Raw genomic sequence first — 19,538 nt, forward strand, 5'->3', positions numbered from 1 at the left:
TCATTGGTAGTTGAATATTTTAATAACATATAGACTATTGTACTACCATTTCTCGATGATCCATTGGTAATTCTGATTTCTTCATAAAATTGGCACACAATATCCAGATGTATTTCACATTAACTAAAATCGGTGCCATTTGTATTGTCCATTAATAAAATCTTGTAAAATGGACATAGGGAATCACACTGTTTGAGTTGCATGTTTGGATACACATTGAACGGATGAATGTTGTATTGTAGATGTATTAGGAGGAGAAAATAATGTACATAACTGATGATGCAAAGCAATTATTGGAAAGATCGGGGATAGTAGGAATTCGTTTATATACGGTTCCAAGTGCCAGTTCTGGACCCCAAATTGCTTTAGCAATAGATGAGCCACATGAATTTGACCGCATTCAAACGATAAAAGGGATTCAAGTGGCGTTTGATCCAAGCGTAACAGGCACCGATATCTTAACATTGGATATAGAGGAAAATGAAAACGGGTCGGGATTAGTTTTAACTATTCCAGGAAGTTATTCTTGAAAGGAGAATGGTAGCATGAATATAAAGGTGATTACACCCGGGGAATTATTTCAAAAAATGAGCGCACACGAAAAGGTAACCCTTTTAGACGTAAGAGCTGAGGAAAAGTACCATGATTTTCATATAGATGGACCCAAGGTCGATAGTTACAATATACATAAGGAAGAAATCTTCAATCTTGAGGAGGCCGAAAATCTGGCTAATGAGTCCTTACCAAAAGACAAAGAAATCATCGTGACATGTACAACTGGAAATTCCGCCACAAAATGTGCGAACGTTTTATCTGCGCGCAACTACAATGTTACTGTTTTGGAAGGTGGCATTACGGCATGGAAGGAATATCTAAAAACGAAATAAGAGTACACTTGGCTCTAGCGGACTACCTAATGTTACAATTCCGATTGTGTCACCAGGCAGCAAAATCGGCGGCCTTATTACCATAAGGTCCTCCCTCCAGCTCTGTATCATTGGAGGAAGGCTGCACATAACCTAGGAATGAATAGGGACCATTTTCTTCTTCCTTTTTCCCTCATTAAAATGGCAAATCCTTCATTTTTCAAATAGACTTTTTTTCATTGCATCATGTTCAACTCTTAGGGAGATAATAAATTCATAGACTGTAAGAGTGATTAGTTGACAGAATTTACGTTTTATTAAATGATGGATACAAAATATTCAGATTATGAGAGGGGTTATCGAAATGAAGTATCGCAGACTAGGACGTTCAGGTTTAAAAGTAAGTGAAATCAGTTTAGGCAGTTGGCTTACCTATGGTAAATCGGTTGAGGATAATACCGCTGAAAAGACAATCCATAAAGCGTATGAACTCGGAATAAACTTTTTTGATTCCGCCAACGTGTATGAGCGTGGTGAAGCTGAAAAGGTAATGGGTAAGGCTTTGAAGGAGTATCCGCGTGAATCTTACGTAATTACGACGAAAGCGTTTGGACCAATGGGAGATGGACCAAATGACCGCGGTCTTTCCCGTAAACACATCTTCGAGCAAGTACATAACAGCCTCAAACGGTTAGATTTGGATTATGTCGATGTCTTTTATTGCCACAGGTACGATACAGAAACTCCTGTTGATGAAACATTGCGCGTCATTGACGACCTCATTCGCCAAGGAAAAATCCTCTATGCAGGGGTCAGTGAGTGGAGTGCCGCCCAAATTGAAGAAGCAGTTGGAATCGCAGATAAATATTTACTCGATCGCATCGTTGTGAATCAGCCGCTATATAATATGCTGAGTCGCAATATTGAAAAGGAAGTCATTCCTGTTTCTGAAAAATACGGTATTTCCCAAGTTGTCTACTCACCGCTCGGTCAAGGAATGTTGACTGGTAAATATAAAAGTGGAAGTGTTCCGGAAGATAGCCGTGCTGCCAATGATGAAATCAATTCTTCTGTCACAAATTATTTTAGCGAAACCAATTTTGCTAAAGTTGAAAAATTAGCAGTAATCGCAAAAGAAATCAACACAACCCTTCCTGCCTTAGCCCTTGCATGGGTATTGAGACAGCCGAACGTTGCAAGCGCACTTGTAGGAGCAAGCCGTCCGGAACAAATCGAAGCGAATGTTGAGGGTGCTAAGTTAGAACTTCCAGCGGATGTTGTTGAAAAAATAGATAAAATTTTAGCTTAAGTGGTTGAAGCTCCCTGACTCTAGTTAGAGAATGGGAGCTTTTCGTATAAACATCTTGTGCAGATTGAATTCGGAAAATTTAGAATAGACTAAGTAATTTTTTGCAGACTTTGGTATAATAATTATAAAAGGATATCTCATAGCAAAAAATACATATAATAGGGGTTCAATATGGCAGGATATTTTTCTAAATACAAAATAGCTATGAAAATTAGCATCTTAATGGCTGTTCTTCTTTTCATACCCGGAACTCAATCCATGGCAAAATCAGACACCCCGGTAGTCATAAATAAGTTACCTACATTACGGCTGATCACATTGAGTGAGAAAAGATTGGCGATTGCTGCGGTTGTTTTGCCTGAAGAAGTGAAAGAGTCCAAACCGCTATCAAAGAAAATTGAAGAAATTTTACAAGATCCCCGTCTTGAAGGGGCGGTCACGGGTGTCAGTATTAGAAAAGCAAGTGATGGAGAACTGATTTATTCGAATTTCGGTGATACGCGTTTACGGCCGGCTTCTAATTTGAAAATGATAACGGCCGCTGTTGCATTGGAGACGCTTGGACCTGGGTATCAATTTAAAACAGAAGTATTAACGGATGGAAAAGTAAAGAATCGGGTGCTGGATGGAAATGTGTATTTAAAAGGAAAAGGGGACCCGACCTTAAGAAAGGCAGATTTCGATCAGTTTGCCCGTAAGCTTAAAAATAAAGGCATCGATCAAATCAATGGTGATTTAATTGGAGATGATCGGTGGTATGACAATGTGCGCCATTCACAAGGGTTGAATGTGTCGAACGAAAATAATTATTACGGTGCTCAAATATCAGCACTTACTTTATCCCCGAATGATGATTTTGATGCAGGAACAATCCTTATCGAAGTCGCGCCTGGGGATAAAAATGGTGCCAGTCCAAATGTGATTTTGAAACCTGAAACGGATTATCTAAAAATCATTAATAAAGCGAAAACCGGAAATAAGGGAGAAACGGATACGCTGACTATTGATCGAGTACATGGCACAAACCAAATCATCATTGAAGGAACGATTCCTCTTGAAGGAAAAAGCGTGGGTGAGATACTTTCTGTATGGGAGCCGACTGGCTATGCATTGGATGTTTTTAAAAAGTCATTAGAAGAACAAGGAATAAAATTAAATGATGCCGTCAATATGAAGATAGACGAAACACCCGAAATCGCGCAAATGTTAACTTCCAAAAAATCAATGACATTGGAAGAGTTATTATTACCTTTTATGAAATTAAGCAATAATATCCACGGTGAAACACTTGTAAAAGAAATGGGGAAAGTGATTTACGGAGAAGGCAGTTGGGATGTTGGCCTAAGAGTAATCGGTGAAACCGTTGCAAAATTAGGTGTGAATCGGAATAATGTAAAAATTGAAGATGGATCAGGCTTATCTCATAGTAATTTGATTCCTCCGAATGAACTGACAAGGATGTTATATGAAATTCAGAAAAAAGATTGGTTTCCCATTTTCGAAACATCCCTGCCAGGAGTAGGAGAATATGGTCGCTTTGGCAGCGGAACTCTGGGCTATCGAATGGCTGAGAGCGCAGCAAACGGAAAAGTGCATGCAAAAACGGGCTCGTTAGACGGGGTTAGTACTCTGTCAGGATACGTCACAACAGAAGATAATGAAAAACTTGTTTTTTCGATCATGATAAATAATTTTATCAGAGGGTATATATCTGAGATCCAAGACCAAATTGTGATGATGTTGGCGGAGCATCGGTTTGATGGTGACGGGAAATGAGGATATGGGTTATAAGTGGGATTCACCTGATGGGGTGAATCCCTTTTTTTGTTTTCTTGACGGGGATGTCAAACTTCCGAGAGGTGGGCACCTTTTTGCCGGAGTTGACATCGTTACCGGGGAGTTTTGACTTTTTTCTGGAGGATTGTATCGTTTTTCCGGTTGTATATAATGGAGAAAACGTCTTCCAATAGCCAATTTCGTATTAGAATAGCAACCCTATCTAATTCAGTACTTTTATCAATATCCATTCTTTATAAGTCTATTTTTTTAATGTACCTGTCAAGTTCATTAGATACTAGAATATCATATTTCTATTTGATACATTCATTCCAAACTCTGGTTCTTTATAATTTGGCCTATCCCTAAGTAAATCATTGGGTTCTAAGAAAGCCTTAGCAGGCATTAAAAATACTTCAGGTTCTGCATCTCATGAAAATATTACAAGGGCGACGTAAAAATTATTCTGTTGAGCATCCATATGCTTCTTTAAAATTAAAACATACTCCGTAGGCCTTCTTATAGACTTTACAAAGACCCCTATATTTTTTCCTTCTACTACTTTCACTAAAAAGGTTTTATTCTTTTCAAGAATTTGACCATTATATTCTTTAAACTTTTCTTTCGCAATTTCCCTTGCTTTTAGATAAAAATCTTGAAAACTATTTTATTGAATGATTAGAGCCTGAAAAAACATTATGGGATACAGGATTGGAATGATTTTAGGGTTGCGGAGAATGAGGATGCGTATATAGGTTAGATTTATTCACTTGCCAAAAAACTGTATTTGGCAAGTGAATAAATCTATTTAAAAATAAACAATGAGAGACCTTTGATCTTTAAATGTCTATTCTTTAAAGTATTTTCTACTTTAGTATCATTCTATTTAGATAGCTTTTCCTTAAATCAATGAAACTGTTAAATCTTTATACTCCAACCCATCGAGGTCTATTGTATAATTGATTTTGACTACGTTTTGCGGGATTCCATAGTCAGCGAACCTCTCTCTGATAATCGTCGGAAATCGTTCATTTACATCATAAAGACGCATTTCAAGTAACTTATATTTCCGGTTTCTCCCTGTGGAATACTTTTCATAGCCCCCACAAATTAACGATTCTTCTATCTTATTCCGATCTGCTCCTGCCTTTACTAGCATTTCAACAAGGTCGTCAATAGACGTTCCATGGGCAGACTCTTCAAATCGCAAGAAAAAGATCTTTATATCTTTTCCAGCCTGCAACTGGAACTGACTGCTGATTTGAATCATTGAATCATACCGCATCGTTGTCGACTTTACTTCATAATCCATATCATTGCTCTCAAAGTCTACTGATCCGTTAATCTGGCCAATCCAGTTTACTTCCTTTCCATTTGTAATTAAATAATAGTATGCAACCATTTCGCCTAAAACGTTATAAGGTGAGCTATCAACATTTCTATTCCCCAAAAGCTCTTTCATCTGTTCCCACCACTTTAGGGGGGCTTTTACTATTTTCTCTCTTTCTATTCCTTTTTCCCCAGGATCAACAAGTGCACCACAGATATTGGCAAATTCGTTCCTTAGGTGTTCCATATCGCTTGAAAGATATAAAAAGTTAATCCGTCTGCCATCAATTTCATATTCTTCAGTAGCATACCGCACATTCGAAAAACGCTCATTGATTTTAACGTCTGGTGATACCTCTATAACTACTCCATAACTTGTGCCAATCCGAAGTACATAGGCAGGATAATTACCGACCTCTGTAAGAGGGAGAGCTCTTCCACTTCTTAAAGATGCAAATCCACTTCGGATTTCCTGTACAAGTCTCATCTAACAACCTCCTTTGCAATACTCAAATTTTCCTTCATTGCTTTTGCTATTGCTTTTGACATCAACGGAGGAACGGCATTTCCTATTTGTTTAAATGCATCACTCATCGTGCAATTAAATACAAAGTCGTCAGGGAAAGATTGAAGACGCGCTGCTTCTCTCACGGTTATACCGCGTGGTTCCCAAGGATGAATATGGCTATAAGTATCTGTTCCTAGATGGGCAACTACTGTATGTGAAGGTTTCCATGGATCTAATTTACGCCATTTGCTAATGAATTTATCTGCTGAGTATGGAGGAACAAATTCTTTTTTGATCTTTTTGTATTCTTCAGGATGGTCTTTCTGATTTACTTTCCTCTCTTTTAATGCTTTTTTTAAGTGGACATTAGCAATTTCAAGTGCATTCAGATAATTGTCACCAGGCGCCATATCATTAAATATCTTAAAATCTCTTATTGTCTTCCTAAAAGCATGTCCACTTACCTTGCCAGACATAGAACGCATTTGTTTTTGAAAATTATTTTGCGGTTCAAGTTTATATGGTAACCTGACATTTAATTTTACTGGAACATACGGCTGATCCGGATCAGAGAATAACGAGGGCAAATCTGAGAATGCATCCCCTACGGTGACCCATTTAGGAGCATCATCAGCAGGTTTGTTCGGTTCCCTGAAAAATTTGGAACTCATAAAACTTGGAAATCTTGCTTCATTTTGGGTTCGATAATCACTGTGTCTGTTGTGCGAAGGAACTGGCATTTGCAAAAGTTCCCCTACTTCTTTTTTAACAGCCATCACGATTACCCTTTCCCTAATCTGAGGAACTCCATAATCTGCAGAATTCAGTATGGTCCAGACTGAATCATAGCCGTTTTCCTCGAGAATTTCACATACTGTATGGGGGATATTCTCACCATTATAATTTACTGAATCTGGGACATTTTCCATCACAACTGCCTGTGCATCAAGTTTGAGGGCAAAGCGGAGAAAATCTTGGTATAGTTGCCCCCGAGAATCAAGATGAAAAGAGCGATTCTCCCCGAGTGAATTCAGCTTTGCACGTCCAGCTATTGAATAGGCTTGACAAGGCGGACCTCCAATTACTACGGGCCTAGTTTTTACGTCGAAATTTAGGATATCCACTCTGCTTTTCGTTATATCTTCACAGAGGTGTTCATGATCAATCCCGTTTCGCCAAAAGAGATTGTAGGAAGCCGTAGTTGCAGCTGCCTGATCAATTTCAATCCCGCCAGCAATTATAAACCCGGCATTTTGAAAACCAAGCGCCAATCCCCCGCACCCGGAAAATAAATCAAGTACGCTGTATTGCTCTGTATGTTTCATTGAAGTATTCAAAAAGCTCCTTTACATATTCTGTTTCCCCGCCAATTGTCAAGGCAGGCTCGATAACTTTTGTCCGAGCAGTGTTTAGGCGCATAACCTTACGAAACATCTCCGTAGTATGATTATCCGGATCCTCTTCGGCTAAACGGCCAAAATGCCTCATCAGTTCCCTAGAAAGAGAGACTCGATATCCACCCGTTCCTGGACGTTCTACTAATTGGACAACGGTATCAGTCGTATTATGTTTCAGTATTTCATAGGTATCATCGACGCTTCCTTGCCAAGAAAGATGGATATACCACCAAAGGACTTTTACCCAAATCCTCCTAGATTCCTGATAGAATCGTGGTGCTTTCAGCCCGTCCCAACGACGTTCCACAATATCTGGAATCAATTTCATTGAAATATACCGCCAAAAGTCGTCATCTGAAGCTTCTCGCTCCGTAACTCTATTCTCAATAGTTAAATACTTATAGAGTTCAAGGGAAAAAAACAGATCAAATTTATAATAGTTACCTTTTTGCTCTCCCTGTGACGCTAATTGCTTTATTGCCCTTTCTTCAATGCCTAGAAGATGTTCCCTTTGCGACTGACTATATTCTGATAACTTCCCTAGAGAAACCTTGCCAGTTTCCTGCCAAGTTGCAAAAAGTTCTTCGGCTTCCTTCCTTGTTATTCTTCCAATCATAACTTATCACCCCACAAACCTGCTGTATAAATCTTCCCTTATTGTCCTTGCCAGCTTTTCTGAGCTTGATGTGTCCCAACCGAACGTGTTTAGAAAATAATAGATTGCCTCTCCGATGGATCCCTTTTCAACATTTTGTCCAATTTTGATATCAGCCCAATCTTGGCTTTGACCGAGTTCGTTAATTATGATCTGGAAAGAGGAGGCTAGGATTTCTATTAACAAGGGAGATTGAGCAATTCCCTTCCTAAGGTTAAGATCCTTTGCATATCTATGTTTAAGGTTTAAGTAAATACGAACATTTTCCTGATCAAATAAGTCGATCATCGGATCAGTCCAATTACATTCTACCCACCAAAGGGGCTTAGCAGGATCCTCTATCTCAACAATCGGAAACTCAGAACCCTCACCATCAATGTAAAGGGTTTTACTGTCCAATACGCCAAGTATTGTGCCTACTTTAGTGGCATAGCCTGGTTCCGACCATTTGCCGGGATTCTCTAGATAAAGGACCGTTTCAATAACTACTGAACCACGTAATTGTCCGGGTTTATATGTGACTTCAATATCAAATTCTCTAGGTCCAACCTCATCGGCCACAATTGTAGAGAGTGGTTCAATGCTTCTCATACTTGAACTGCGAGAATACCAATTTACGGCAATGCCAAGGCGCGAGTCTTTGGTTGCTACTCCTGATGATCCAAACAGAAAACCAGGGTTTTCGAGACTACATCGTTGACGAATAGTCAAATCGTGGATATTAGGATCCCATATTCCCTCTTTATCATTCATTAAGTAAACATTGGGCTTTTCTTCTCCCTCTTCTGCAAGAGTAAAAGTCCGCTCTTCTTCTTCGAAATAATGAGAAAACATTACAGGTTCCACTTCATAACCGATTTTTTTGAACAAATTTTCGTCTATGGAACGATATAACGGTATTGTATTCTGCATATTTTACTCCTCCGTAAAATGTGGAGTGACGGCTAACTCCAATCCTTCTTCCCTATTTTCAATACGGATTTCACCTGTTACGTTCATAATATCTTCATTTGTTTCTCTTTTAATTTCAAAGCCTACTAAGGTATTGAACTCAGGCGTCCGGATCATTCCCGTGATAAAACTATCTATTTCGGGTATTTCATCTTCTACGAAAACCGTCTCCTTCTCTCCGTTTACGATAATATTTCTAATTTCCGAAATCTCAAATGGGAATTTTTTTTGGATAACGTCTTGTTCCCAATTTTTCCCCTTAATCAAACCCGTTTCTGAACTAACGTTCAGTTCAATTCTACATTCTTTCACTGGCCTTCTCATAAACAATTCAAAGCCAAGGGTTACATATCCATCTTCATAAATGACGTCTGGCAATAAAGCAAAGCTAGTCTTTTTCCTGCCTCCTCCACCTCCATTACCACCGGAACCTCCTCTGCCTGTTGCCTTCTTTCCGAAATTAGTAGGCGGCATTAACTGTCTGCCTAATAGGGTTCCAAGCCTCGACTTTTTGTTTATAATTTCTTTATTTAGATTTTCGTTTGCAACATCTGCAATTTTCTTGGAGACTCCTTTGCTGATCCGGTTGACTATATTGGATGGCCTTTCCCCGAGATTAATGTCGTACCATGCTGTATGATCTGCCTTTTCTCCCTTTCTAAGGTATCCTTCAAGATCTGCCACTTCGCTTGGATCCTTCAGTTTAAGCTCTGAATTAGGCACATAAATAGCTAACAGAAACTCAGATCCTCCTGTATTGTCAACATTGATCAACCAAGAACCACTAATTTCGTAATTAACAATCATACCAGGCTTTCTTGTATAACATATTATAGGATAATTCCCGGCCTCAGCTCGATCATGGATATTGAGAAAGGTATAAGGATTCGGATTATTATACGGAGGTTGCATTTGCAGGTCTTCCATCTTCAGCTTTACAAAAGCAACATTCCCGGCATCCGTCGATATGAAATCTTTTCTAATTGGAATTTCTTCAACATTTATTTTTTTGCTATAGCTACTTGGACGCGCCTTTTTTCCTGCTGCTTTATTATAAAGATCTTGAATAACTTTAAAGACGGTTTCCATATTTTCATAAACTATTTGTTTTCCTGCAATACTAGCTCTTAGATAATTACCATATTTATAGAACTTGTTATCTATCCTAGGAGCATACCAACGTTGGAAAGCAATTTTCAGGTATTCCTCAATTGATTCATTCCACCAATTTTCCCCATCACCTTCCATAACTGTCTTTTGAAGTAGTTCTTGTTTGTCTATAAAAGGAATAATGATTTTGGTGCCTGTCTGGTTAGCTGAAAACATATCAGTACCAAAAATATCAAGAATTCTCTTTATTTCTTCTTCATTAGTCAATGGCAAGGTCGTTCCATCTCCTGCATCTGCTCCCCACCAGGCTATACCACGTTTCGGAAGGTCTCCAACTGCAGGAATAATCGAATTTTCTTTTTCCTCATTCTCTACCATAGTTGCCGCTAAGCGGTGTTCATAGCCGCCATCTTTTTCAATTCGAGTATAGTAGAAAACTAGTCCGATCCCAAGTCGGAAATAAATTGTTTTTCCAAGCCCCCATGAGCCACCAGCACCTTCTTGCCTCTGAGGTTTACTAATTTCATAGACTAATTTCTGAAAGTTGCCAAAATCGTTATCTTTCACTTCTTTAACCGAAAGTGGACCGGTCAGTCCCGATGTATTAGAGTCTTCCACATAGAGACAGTAATTACGGGATTCTTTAAATCGTTGTTTCAGTGTTTCCCCTATTCCTTCCATCTCACCTGCAAGATCTTCGGCTTTAAAATGATTTACTCCTATATTTATATTTACATGACCAACTCCTGGCTTACCGGCATCAAGGCTGTTCTGTACAGCCTCCCTGATTAGCAGGTCCAAGAGTGGCATATTTTCATTTTGGATGAGTCTTAAAAGCGAACTACCGCTCTCAGACATTCTCTCGTGCTTAGCAATCTCAATCTTCATTATTTATTCCTCCACATCAGTTCCCGTACCAACCACAAAACGATCGAGGTCTATGGTCAATCGCTTCGCATAACTCTTGCCCGTCTTTGCTCCAGGCACAACTACACTGATTCCGATAATGTCTTCTGCAATCTCATTGTTTTTGCTCTTATCAATCCGATAGATAATCAGTTGTGGAGTTTTATCTAACCCAACCTGCTCCCTTTTGAAATTTACAGCACTATTAGAAATCTCTAACTTTGAATTAGCACTAATTTCAGCCTTTTGAAGATCTTCCTTTGTAAAATCAGCATATAGATCCGCTGGCGCACGCAAGACACCAATGCTGATAGTGTTTTTGGCATTATTGGATTTAATTGCCCTCGTAATCTTTCCGATTGCCTTTCCTCCAATATTCCACTTTTCACCTTCCCTTGTTCCTCCAACTATTACACTCCACCCGGTAAATCCAATTTCGTTTTTCACTTTTTCATACCACTCACAAAAAACATCCATATCCTTAAGAGCAGTCGCATTTTTACTTACAGTGTATTGGCTAAAAAATTTCACCCTTAGCATTTCAAAATCGACATTTTTCCAGACCAAAGATTTATTCAATGGGCTTTCCTCTGGATGGGGTAGACCGTTCAGTAGGTTTTCTGTAACCTTGATATTGCGCTTTAAAATTGTTGGATCCAGATCAAAGACTACCGTCTGGTTCGATGTACCGCTAAAGTCCCAATCAGTAGCAATAGCGCCTTGGCTTCTGTTTGCATTTGTAATTCGCAGCCAAGACAATTTAGGAGAATTTTTAATCCTAAGGCCATATTCCTCGGGTGAGGCTCCGCCATCTCGAAAGGTTTGAAGATCATCGCGTAGTTCTTCTTCAAGGGTTGCCAAAAAGACAAACTTTTCGCGTGTATCTTCAGTCATCCAAATCCTCGGATATAGTTCATAGCCATGACGATACCCGAACCACCTGCCCATTTGCATTAATGTATCAGCTTGTTTGCCGACACGAAGGAAGTAAGTGCTGACAAGCCCTTCCAAGGTGAGCCCCCTGCTGAGCGTGTTGCCCCCGATTACCATAAATACTGGAGCCTTGTCCATCCGTTCAAGCCTATTTTTTTCAGGATAGGCCAGTCGGACAAAATTGTTTTCATCGTCCACCCCATTGAAACGGCAATTATCAATGCACAGATGAATCCCGTTATGATACTCAAGACTTTCATCGTCACCAAGCCGTATATGGCTAACTTGGTTCTTTAGTTCAATAATTTCGGTTATAATTTCTTCGAACTTCGGATACCCATTGATTTGATCCCTCTTAACGGAATACCCTTTGAAAGAGTCAAAGAGATCATTAACCGTAAACTGATATTCTTCCCTTTCAAAAACTTTTTTGCAAAGTGCAATAATTTCTTTATCGGTCTTGCTTTTCAGCCATGTCGAGATCATATCCGCTATTTCACCGTGAACCCCTGTTAAGTGACTTGTATGAATTAGCATGCTTATAGGCTTTTGGTATCCATTATTCCGCATCATCGAAACCGCACAAAGGAACCAACAGATAGCTTCCTCGAGTGCAGGCGTCATCCTATAGTCCCTAATTTGCTTTTGCATCTCATTAATTTCCTGAATTTCTTCATCACCAATTCTCCGGATAATGTTAAGGCCTTGGTATTCAGAGTCCTCTACTCCAAAGATTTGTTTTGGCCCAAAGTATTCAGTTGAGGTAGGTAGTAGACCAATAAAATCCTTTGGATAAAGGGTGCCTGGTCCTGCCTCATTTAGGACATTAGCGTACGGAGTTGCGGTGTAGCTGATATAATTCATCGCACCTGCCTTGTCCTTTCCAATCCCCTCTACTAGTTTGATGATACGTGAATTAATTGCCGTTCTATCCTGCGTATCAATATCAGATGTATTAATACCTGCTTGATCAGCCTCATCGTCAATGATTAAAATTTTCATTTGCGCAAGCTTATGTTTATCTTCGTAAAGCCACTTGATCAAATTCTCTAGACGTGTTTTATTTTTGAGGCAAACAGTAAAGTAACGGTCCCTCGAGTTTAGGTCAAAAGAAAGTGACTGTGTACGGACAGACAAAGGTGATCTTTTAGAAAGATTATTCAAAGCCCTCCAACTTAAATTTCCAGTTTTATATGTAAGGTCTCCAATCAATCTATTTTCTGTCTGCAGCCTAAGATTTTCTATAATTCCTGATAGAACAATAAACATATTCCATCCATGGTCAGCAGCCATGGCCATAAGTCCTGCCATGCTAGCCGTCTTTCCGGATTGAACATGACCAATCATCAATCCTTTTCTCGGTCCTGTTTCTGATGTATCTTGACTTATTTTGCGGAGAATAGCTAAAGTGGAATTTTCCAGCTCATTAATTGCATCCGGACTCCACTTTTGACTTCTTAGCTTTTCTATATACATTTGCCACGCACTTCTTTCATGCTTCGGAACTTCAAGAGAGCCTTGCTCTACTCCCCCGGAAACCATAACAACTTCCTTTGCCCTTTCCTCAATTTCTTTTTGTTCTCTTACAATCCCCTTCCATTCTTCTGCAGAGATTTTATAGTTAAACGTCCCCATTTCAAACATAAAATCAAGAGATTCCTGTAATTCTTCATCGTTATTCCTGCCGTATGTAGCGATATAATTCCAGTCCCTACCCTTTTCTTTTAAATTTCGTATTACATTTCTTTTCTCATCATATTTTATAGAAGAGTAATCACTCATATTTAGATCCTCCCTTTAAACTTTTTGTTTTGCATAAAAATGGGTAATGATAATTATATTGATTTCCATAACTTAGAGGAGATTCCTATGCCCGATAAAATAACAAGAGAGCAGCGAAGCAAAAATATGGCAGCCATTCGCTCTGTATCAAAAATTGAATCCCTATTCTCAAAAGCTCTATGGGCCAATGGCATTCGATTTAGAAGAAACGTTAGAAAGCTATTCGGAAATCCCGATATCGCTATTCAAAAATACAAAATTGTTATTTTCATTGATTCCTGTTTTTGGCATGCCTGTCCCATCCATTTCACTAGACCCAAAAGTAACCAGGAATATTGGGATAAAAAAATCCTGAGAAACATCGAACGCGATCGAGAAGTAACAAAGTATTACCAGGAAAACGGATGGCATATTAAACGCATTTGGGAACACAGTATTAGAAAAGAATTTGAGAATACGGTAAAAGAAACAGTATTCTTCATCCATAAATCTAAAAGCACTCACGACTAAAAGGGACAATATAGCCTTTCTATTCGGTATTGGGCACTGCAAAGTCCATGTAGTAAGTTTCTGTATTAATTTTATAAATCCTTACAGCATCTCTACCGTATTCATCCAAGTGCTCTATCTTTACTTCAGCACCGGGCTCTAGCCCTAGCCTCTTCCTAAAATAGTGACCGATTAAGCTGTTATCATAAGAAGATTCTATCGCCTTTGCGTTGTCTTGTGCCATTACACACACGAAACTTTCAGCATCATCGGTTAAAAGTGTGAATCTTTCACTTCGTGCGGGAAAAAAATCTGGCATTTCTTTGTGGATTTTAAGAGGGACTGGTATATATGCCTGATTTTTGTTCCGCCCTTTTCTTTGCCCCCAATTCAATCCGCTCTTTTTATGAACCTTTCTATCTTTTGAATTTAACTCCGTCAACGGAAGATCAACAAATTCTTTTCCCTTTGCCATTGTTTTAAGTAAGTTTGTATCTATTTCCTCTTGATCGTTAGCATATGAAAAGGTTAAATACTGCTCGACATTTTCTTTTATGCATTCTACTAACTCTTTTTCCTGCAACCGTCTCATCGGATTATCCATTTCAACCTCAGCTAAGACTTCTTGGAAGTTGATGAAACCATTCCTGGTCAAGTTTGCCGATCCGACAAAAATCAACTCCGGCAAATCGAGTGTTGGATACCAATAATATATCTTTGAATGAATAGGTCTTTCTCCCACAAAATATTTAATTGAAAGTCTATCGTATTTCTCAACCATTCTTTTAAATTCTTTATGAGTCCATACATCAATGGGGTCTTGCTTTGCCATTCCGACAATTACTTCTAGTCTTAAATCTTTGTATTTCTGTAACAATTCCAAAATAAAAGGTGCTGACGCATAGCCAGTTACAACTGATAGATGCCTATTTCCTTTCCTATAAGGAGAATCTATTACAGCATGTATTAAATCATTGTCGTAAATTGTCACTTTATTTCACCGCCATTTAAGTGTAAAATCAACTTATAAGGGTATGCAAGAACATAAGTTCTTATTCCCTGATAAAGGAGAATTAAAATGATATTTAAAAAAGGTGAACTATTTAGCGGACCAGGAGGTCTAAGTTTAGGTGCAAAAAATGCTCAAATTTATGATCCCGAAACTGGACTTCCACTTAAAGAGTGGCGAATTGAGCATGAATGGGCCAATGACTACGACCCTGATGCTTGCACTACATTCCGGTACAATATTTGCGGAAACCTAGATGATGAATCAGTATATTGCGGGCCAGTAGAAAAGCTGCCAATCGGTGATAAATCCATTTTAGGTGAAATCGATTGTTTTTCATTTGGTTTCCCCTGCAATGATTATAGCCTAGTCGGCGAGAAACATGGACTAAACGGTAAATTTGGTCCTCTTTATTCATACGGTATTAAGGTTCTGAAAAACTACCAACCTAAGTTTTTTGTTGCCGAAAACGTGGGTGGCCTGCAGAGTGCGAATGAAGGACAAGCCTTCATTCAAATCCTATTGGAACTTCAAGAATGTGGTTATACTTTAACCCCTCACTTATACAAGTTCGAAGAATATGGAGTTCCGCAAGCTCGTCATCGCATCATAATAGTGGGAATTAGAAATGACCTGACTGAACAGGGGATTACATTTAAAGTTCCAGCACCAACAATAACAGATCCGTCACAATTTCGGACTTCTTTCGACGCAATCATGAATCCTCCAATTGCGGCTGAGGCACCTAATAATGAGTTGCCAAAACATACAGCCCGGGTTAAGGAAATGCTCAGTCATATACCGCCCGGAGCAAATGCATGGTATCCAGGTATACCAGAACATTTGCGACTTAAAGTAAAAGGAGCAAAATTAAGTTCCATTTATAAGAGATTAGATCCTTCTCGTCCTGCCTATACAGTAACCGGAAGCGGAGGCGGCGGTACTCATATGTATCACTGGAAAGAACTAAGAGCTTTGACCAATCGTGAGCGTGCAAGACTACAGACTTTCCCTGATGATTATCTTTTGTTCGGAAATAAAGAATCAGTAAGAAAGCAGATTGGTATGGCTGTTCCGCCCCAAGGTGCCCAGATTGTTTTTGAGTCGATACTTAAATCTTTTGCTGGTATTTCGTACGATTCAATCGAACCTTCTTTTGATACCAATCAATTAAAAGAAAAGCAGAAATTAGTTTTTGAAAACCTTTCTCCAACCGAAAAGCAAATTGCTTTCAATATTTAAACTTAAGTTTTATTCAGTTAAAGAATGCTTCGTAAGTTGTGAAGCATTTTTTTCCTATTTTGGTAACGTTCTCAAATAATTATAAAAATTAAACTTTTCATTACTATTTTACTATAAATTCCTACTTTCTTCTACACTTCTTACAAATTTAGACAATTGGAATTTAGTAATTTACTTAACCCAAATTGAAGGCATTAGTAATTGATTAAGTATAAATGGGCGTTTTTACCAAAATATATTAGGTGAATTGAAATAGGTTACTGTCAAAACAGAAAGTTATCCTAAATATCTAGGTAATATCTTAAAACTTAGTCATCTATAATTTGGGATAAATAAACTTGATCAAGTAAAAATGCCTATATAAAAAAGCCTTAATTCTCATTTAAGAATTAAAGCTATCCAATATTTTATATTTCTTTATATAGATTTTTATATTTTTAAAATGCATCATTTATAGTTTTGGTTTTAGTGACGTTCAGTTATCTGAACTAAACTCCCAATCCATTATGTACTAATAAATCATAAATAGCACAAGCTAATCGTCTGGCGAATTCCGGGGGTACTGCATTTCCAATCATTTCATAGTTTTGAACCATACTTCCCATAAATTCAAAATCATCATCAAATGTTTGTAATCTGGCAGCTTCGCGTACAGTTATCGATCTTGCTTGCTTAGGGTCAGGATGAATATGTCTTAGACCATCTTTTTTTAAATGCGCAGGTATCGTATTGCTTGGTTGATCCCATCTTAATACATAATATTTATGAACATTTGATGTTTTACCCGTTTTTTCAGTATACAGAGTTTTTAGGGCATCCACAGATTGAAACTTATTTTCCCCGGTAGCTATATCCTCTGCTAAAGATCTAAATATTTCTATATCACGTCTGTTATGGTATCTCGGCATATGCCATTTTATCTCTTTTTTGTTCCAATAATGAGAAAACTTCTTACCACCTTCACGATAATCAACCTCAGATGGATATATAGGAGGTAAATCACTTATAGCACTATGAACTGTTGGTATTTCCTTAGATTTATATCTATCTAATATATGCTTATAAAAGTAATTAAGGGTTTCTTGGTTTTTTTTTCTATCAGCACCAAAATAGCTTCTATTTAACCCAACTAAAATTACTCGTTTTCTTTTTTGCGGAACCCCATACTCGGACAAATCTAATAATGCAAAGCTTCTTATATCATCAATTACATCAAAACCAATTTCGTTAAAACCCGATTTAATTTTGTCTACAATATTCTCTCCATCCGGGGCAGCTGATAACATTCCTTCGACATTTTCAAAAACAAATAATTTTGGTTTATATACTTTAACTATTTTAAGATAACTTTCAAACAAATAGTTACGATAATCATTTTTCATTCCATGTTTATCTTGAATTCTCCCTGCAAGTGAATAGGCCTGACAAGGTGGACCACCTACAATAACATCTATAGTTCTTTTTTTAATAATCCGGTTTAACCCATTATTAGATTCATAAGTTTCATCGTTTTTCCAGCCTTGAATTAATTCCTCTGTTCGTTGTATGTCAAAATGAATGACTCTTTTTTCTGCATCCGAGTAATTATATTTCTTTTTAAGTCTATTAATTAATGTATCGCAAGCATATTTCTGCCACTCAACACTAGCAACCATGTTATATAATTTTGACTTTTCAAAGCCATCAAGAAGTCCGCCGCAACCAACAAATAGCTCCAAGGTATTTATTTTTTTCATAACATAACCTATATACCGTTAATTTCTAGCAATAATTGTTTTTGATATTCGTCTCTTATTTTGCCAGTTTTAACATCCTCAAAGTGTTGGTTAATAGCAACAGCTAAATTATAGGATAATAAAGGAGGTACAGCATTACCGACTTGTCTGTTTTGTTGAGTACGTGTTCCTAAGAAAATAAAATCATCTCTAAAGGATTGAAGTCTTGCATTTTCTCTAATAGTCGGAACTCTATTATATTTGTAATGAAAATGATTTCTATGACCTGTATCAATTGTACGAGAGGGCATTCCACTATGATATCTGGTCCAAGCTTCATTAAACTTTCTGCTATCTCCTACACCTGGTGGCAAATCTTTATAATTACCACCCTCTGGGACTTGACTTATTACCCACTTAACATATTCAGTGTGCTTCGTTGCCACATGGTTGTACAGCCTTTCACTATCTTTTCTCGTAAACTCTTGATAGGGTGACTGTGGTGGCATTATATAACTATCAACTTCTTGCCCTAATTCTTCCTCTCGACTTTGCAAATCGCTTATGGCATCACCGCAAGTTATATAATTTTCCGGAGTATGTGTTGCTTTTGGAAATTCAAAATACCCTAATCCTTGTTTAAATCCAATAAAGAACATCCTTTTTCTCATTTGTGGCACACCATAATCAGCAGCAAGAAGGGGCTTTGCAGAAACAGTTACATTGTATCCCATATCTTCAAATGTATTTATAATTTGCTGTTTAACTACACCATTATATAATGTTACAATGCCGGGAACGTTTTCAATTAAGAAAGCTTTGGGCTCAAATTTCTTAACAGCCTTTACTACTGCCAAATAAAGCTTATTTCGAGTATCGTTAATGTTTCGAGAACCGGTTAGAGAAAAACCTTGGCAAGGAGGCCCGCCAATTATAACATCTGCATTTTTCCCGTTAAGTTTTTTTTCTATTTCTTCCATGCTTTCAGCATTTGACAGGTCTGCAAATAAAACATCTGAATTTTTATGATTTTTTTTGTATGTTGTTAGAGCAGCCTTATCAAAATCAACTCCCAAAAGGACATTATAACCAGCATCTATGAATCCTTGTGACAAACCACCACATCCACAAAAAAGATCCAATACAGTCAGGTTATTATTATTGCTCATTTTCTATTCTCCGTTCTTTTATATCTCAGCATTATACTTATTTTATTTAAGAAATCTATATTTCTATTATATCACTCTTTGACATGCTTTTTTTTATATACAGAGCCTTAATGGAATATTTCAACATTACTTTTAGTTCAATTAAAATGGAATATATTGGTGAATGGGCAGATTATTATTTATATTTTGTAAAATCCTAATAACTATAGAAAGTTTGGAATCTATTAAACAAGAGGTAACAGCAAATATGAGTATTTGATTCTCTAAGTATAAGGTTTATGATTTTATTATATCTGTATCTTCTTACTATTTCCTTAATGCCGTATAATATTGATTTCTGTATGTCCTAGTTCTAAGTGTTCATTTTATTACAAATTCCATACCAATTGATT

Annotated in this window: 15 protein-coding genes; 6 read left to right on the forward strand and 9 right to left on the reverse strand. The window is 37.7% G+C overall.

Translation table 11 applies throughout. The features are described from left to right. Positions 1-263 precede the first annotated feature (263 nt). The 4 genes from KHA97_RS15350 (at position 264) to dacB (ending at position 3,951) form a co-directional block, all read left to right on the forward strand. Entirely contained in the window at positions 264-530 is a 267-nt protein-coding gene (locus tag KHA97_RS15350; RefSeq protein WP_213125573.1) for an adhesin, read from the forward strand. Between the two features lie 15 nt (positions 531-545). Next, positions 546-887, forward strand: a complete 342-nt coding sequence (locus KHA97_RS15355; protein WP_213125574.1) for a rhodanese-like domain-containing protein — start codon at positions 546-548, stop codon at positions 885-887. A gap of 343 nt (positions 888-1,230) precedes the next feature. Beyond that, on the forward strand, positions 1,231-2,175 hold the full coding sequence (locus tag KHA97_RS15360) for an aldo/keto reductase family protein (RefSeq protein WP_213125575.1): 945 nt from the start codon (positions 1,231-1,233) through the stop codon (positions 2,173-2,175). A 171-nt stretch (positions 2,176-2,346) separates the two neighbouring features. Further along, a complete protein-coding gene (gene dacB, locus KHA97_RS15365; RefSeq protein WP_233713498.1) occupies positions 2,347-3,951 on the forward strand; it encodes a D-alanyl-D-alanine carboxypeptidase/D-alanyl-D-alanine endopeptidase in 1,605 nt (534 codons plus the stop codon). A 901-nt stretch (positions 3,952-4,852) separates the two neighbouring features. Here the strand turns inward: dacB and KHA97_RS15370 are convergent. Genes KHA97_RS15370 through KHA97_RS15395 form a run of 6 tightly spaced genes read right to left on the reverse strand, consistent with a single transcriptional unit; the run spans position 4,853 to position 13,522 of the window. Further along, positions 4,853-5,767 (reverse strand): PD-(D/E)XK motif protein, encoded by a 915-nt coding sequence (locus KHA97_RS15370; RefSeq protein ID WP_213125576.1) that lies wholly within the window; start codon positions 5,765-5,767, stop codon positions 4,853-4,855. After that, the gene (locus KHA97_RS15375; protein ID WP_233713499.1) at positions 5,764-7,125 is read right to left on the reverse strand and encodes a DNA cytosine methyltransferase; all 1,362 of its coding nucleotides are present in this window, start codon (positions 7,123-7,125) and stop codon (positions 5,764-5,766) included. The genes KHA97_RS15370 and KHA97_RS15375 overlap by 4 nt, the downstream gene beginning before the upstream one ends. Then, complete coding sequence (locus KHA97_RS15380) at positions 7,082-7,801, reverse strand: DUF6339 family protein (RefSeq protein ID WP_213125577.1); 720 nt, start codon at positions 7,799-7,801, stop codon at positions 7,082-7,084. Before KHA97_RS15380 ends, KHA97_RS15375 begins: the two co-directional genes overlap by 44 nt. Positions 7,802-7,807: 6 nt before the next feature. Continuing rightward, positions 7,808-8,752 (reverse strand): P-loop NTPase family protein, encoded by a 945-nt coding sequence (locus KHA97_RS15385; protein ID WP_213125579.1) that lies wholly within the window; start codon positions 8,750-8,752, stop codon positions 7,808-7,810. 3 nt (positions 8,753-8,755) lie between these two features. Next, positions 8,756-10,789 (reverse strand): hypothetical protein, encoded by a 2,034-nt coding sequence (locus tag KHA97_RS15390; protein WP_213125580.1) that lies wholly within the window; start codon positions 10,787-10,789, stop codon positions 8,756-8,758. Between the two features lie 3 nt (positions 10,790-10,792). After that, positions 10,793-13,522, reverse strand: a complete 2,730-nt coding sequence (locus KHA97_RS15395) for a Z1 domain-containing protein (protein WP_213125581.1) — start codon at positions 13,520-13,522, stop codon at positions 10,793-10,795. An 87-nt stretch (positions 13,523-13,609) separates the two neighbouring features. Here KHA97_RS15395 and KHA97_RS15400 point away from each other — a divergent pair, with 87 nt between their 5' ends. Continuing rightward, on the forward strand, positions 13,610-14,032 hold the full coding sequence (locus KHA97_RS15400; RefSeq protein WP_213125582.1) for a very short patch repair endonuclease: 423 nt from the start codon (positions 13,610-13,612) through the stop codon (positions 14,030-14,032). 19 nt (positions 14,033-14,051) lie between these two features. Here KHA97_RS15400 and KHA97_RS15405 read toward each other — a convergent pair whose 3' ends face one another. Further along, positions 14,052-15,002 (reverse strand): restriction endonuclease PLD domain-containing protein, encoded by a 951-nt coding sequence (locus KHA97_RS15405; protein ID WP_213125583.1) that lies wholly within the window; start codon positions 15,000-15,002, stop codon positions 14,052-14,054. A gap of 87 nt (positions 15,003-15,089) precedes the next feature. On the opposite strand from KHA97_RS15405, the gene KHA97_RS15410 reads away from it, so the two are divergent. After that, positions 15,090-16,262, forward strand: a complete 1,173-nt coding sequence (locus tag KHA97_RS15410) for a DNA cytosine methyltransferase (protein ID WP_213125584.1) — start codon at positions 15,090-15,092, stop codon at positions 16,260-16,262. Between the two features lie 488 nt (positions 16,263-16,750). On the opposite strand, the gene KHA97_RS15415 is transcribed toward KHA97_RS15410, so the two are convergent. Then, entirely contained in the window at positions 16,751-17,998 is a 1,248-nt protein-coding gene (locus KHA97_RS15415; protein ID WP_213125585.1) for a DNA cytosine methyltransferase, read from the reverse strand. Positions 17,999-18,006: 8 nt separating this feature from the next. Next, on the reverse strand, positions 18,007-19,146 hold the full coding sequence (locus KHA97_RS15420; protein WP_213125586.1) for a DNA cytosine methyltransferase: 1,140 nt from the start codon (positions 19,144-19,146) through the stop codon (positions 18,007-18,009). Positions 19,147-19,538: the final 392 nt, after the last annotated feature.

Origin of the sequence: Lederbergia citri (genome assembly GCF_018343625.1) — a bacterium.
GTDB classification, from domain to species: domain Bacteria; phylum Bacillota; class Bacilli; order Bacillales; family Bacillaceae_C; genus Lederbergia; species Lederbergia citri.

Excerpts from the sequence above, each read along its gene's own strand:
- KHA97_RS15350 (WP_213125573.1), top strand. The coding sequence starts at position 264 with ATGTACATAACTGATGATGCAAAGCAATTATTGGAAAGATCGGGGATA.
- KHA97_RS15355 (WP_213125574.1), top strand. The coding sequence starts at position 546 with ATGAATATAAAGGTGATTACACCCGGGGAATTATTTCAAAAAATGAGC.
- KHA97_RS15360 (WP_213125575.1), top strand. The coding sequence starts at position 1,231 with ATGAAGTATCGCAGACTAGGACGTTCAGGTTTAAAAGTAAGTGAAATC.
- dacB (WP_233713498.1), top strand. The coding sequence starts at position 2,347 with ATGGCAGGATATTTTTCTAAATACAAAATAGCTATGAAAATTAGCATC.
- KHA97_RS15370 (WP_213125576.1), bottom strand. The coding sequence starts at position 5,767 with ATGAGACTTGTACAGGAAATCCGAAGTGGATTTGCATCTTTAAGAAGT.
- KHA97_RS15380 (WP_213125577.1), bottom strand. The coding sequence starts at position 7,801 with ATGATTGGAAGAATAACAAGGAAGGAAGCCGAAGAACTTTTTGCAACT.
- KHA97_RS15385 (WP_213125579.1), bottom strand. The coding sequence starts at position 8,752 with ATGCAGAATACAATACCGTTATATCGTTCCATAGACGAAAATTTGTTC.
- KHA97_RS15390 (WP_213125580.1), bottom strand. The coding sequence starts at position 10,789 with ATGAAGATTGAGATTGCTAAGCACGAGAGAATGTCTGAGAGCGGTAGT.
- KHA97_RS15395 (WP_213125581.1), bottom strand. The coding sequence starts at position 13,522 with ATGAGTGATTACTCTTCTATAAAATATGATGAGAAAAGAAATGTAATA.
- KHA97_RS15400 (WP_213125582.1), top strand. The coding sequence starts at position 13,610 with ATGCCCGATAAAATAACAAGAGAGCAGCGAAGCAAAAATATGGCAGCC.
- KHA97_RS15410 (WP_213125584.1), top strand. The coding sequence starts at position 15,090 with ATGATATTTAAAAAAGGTGAACTATTTAGCGGACCAGGAGGTCTAAGT.
- KHA97_RS15415 (WP_213125585.1), bottom strand. The coding sequence starts at position 17,998 with ATGAAAAAAATAAATACCTTGGAGCTATTTGTTGGTTGCGGCGGACTT.
- KHA97_RS15420 (WP_213125586.1), bottom strand. The coding sequence starts at position 19,146 with ATGAGCAATAATAATAACCTGACTGTATTGGATCTTTTTTGTGGATGT.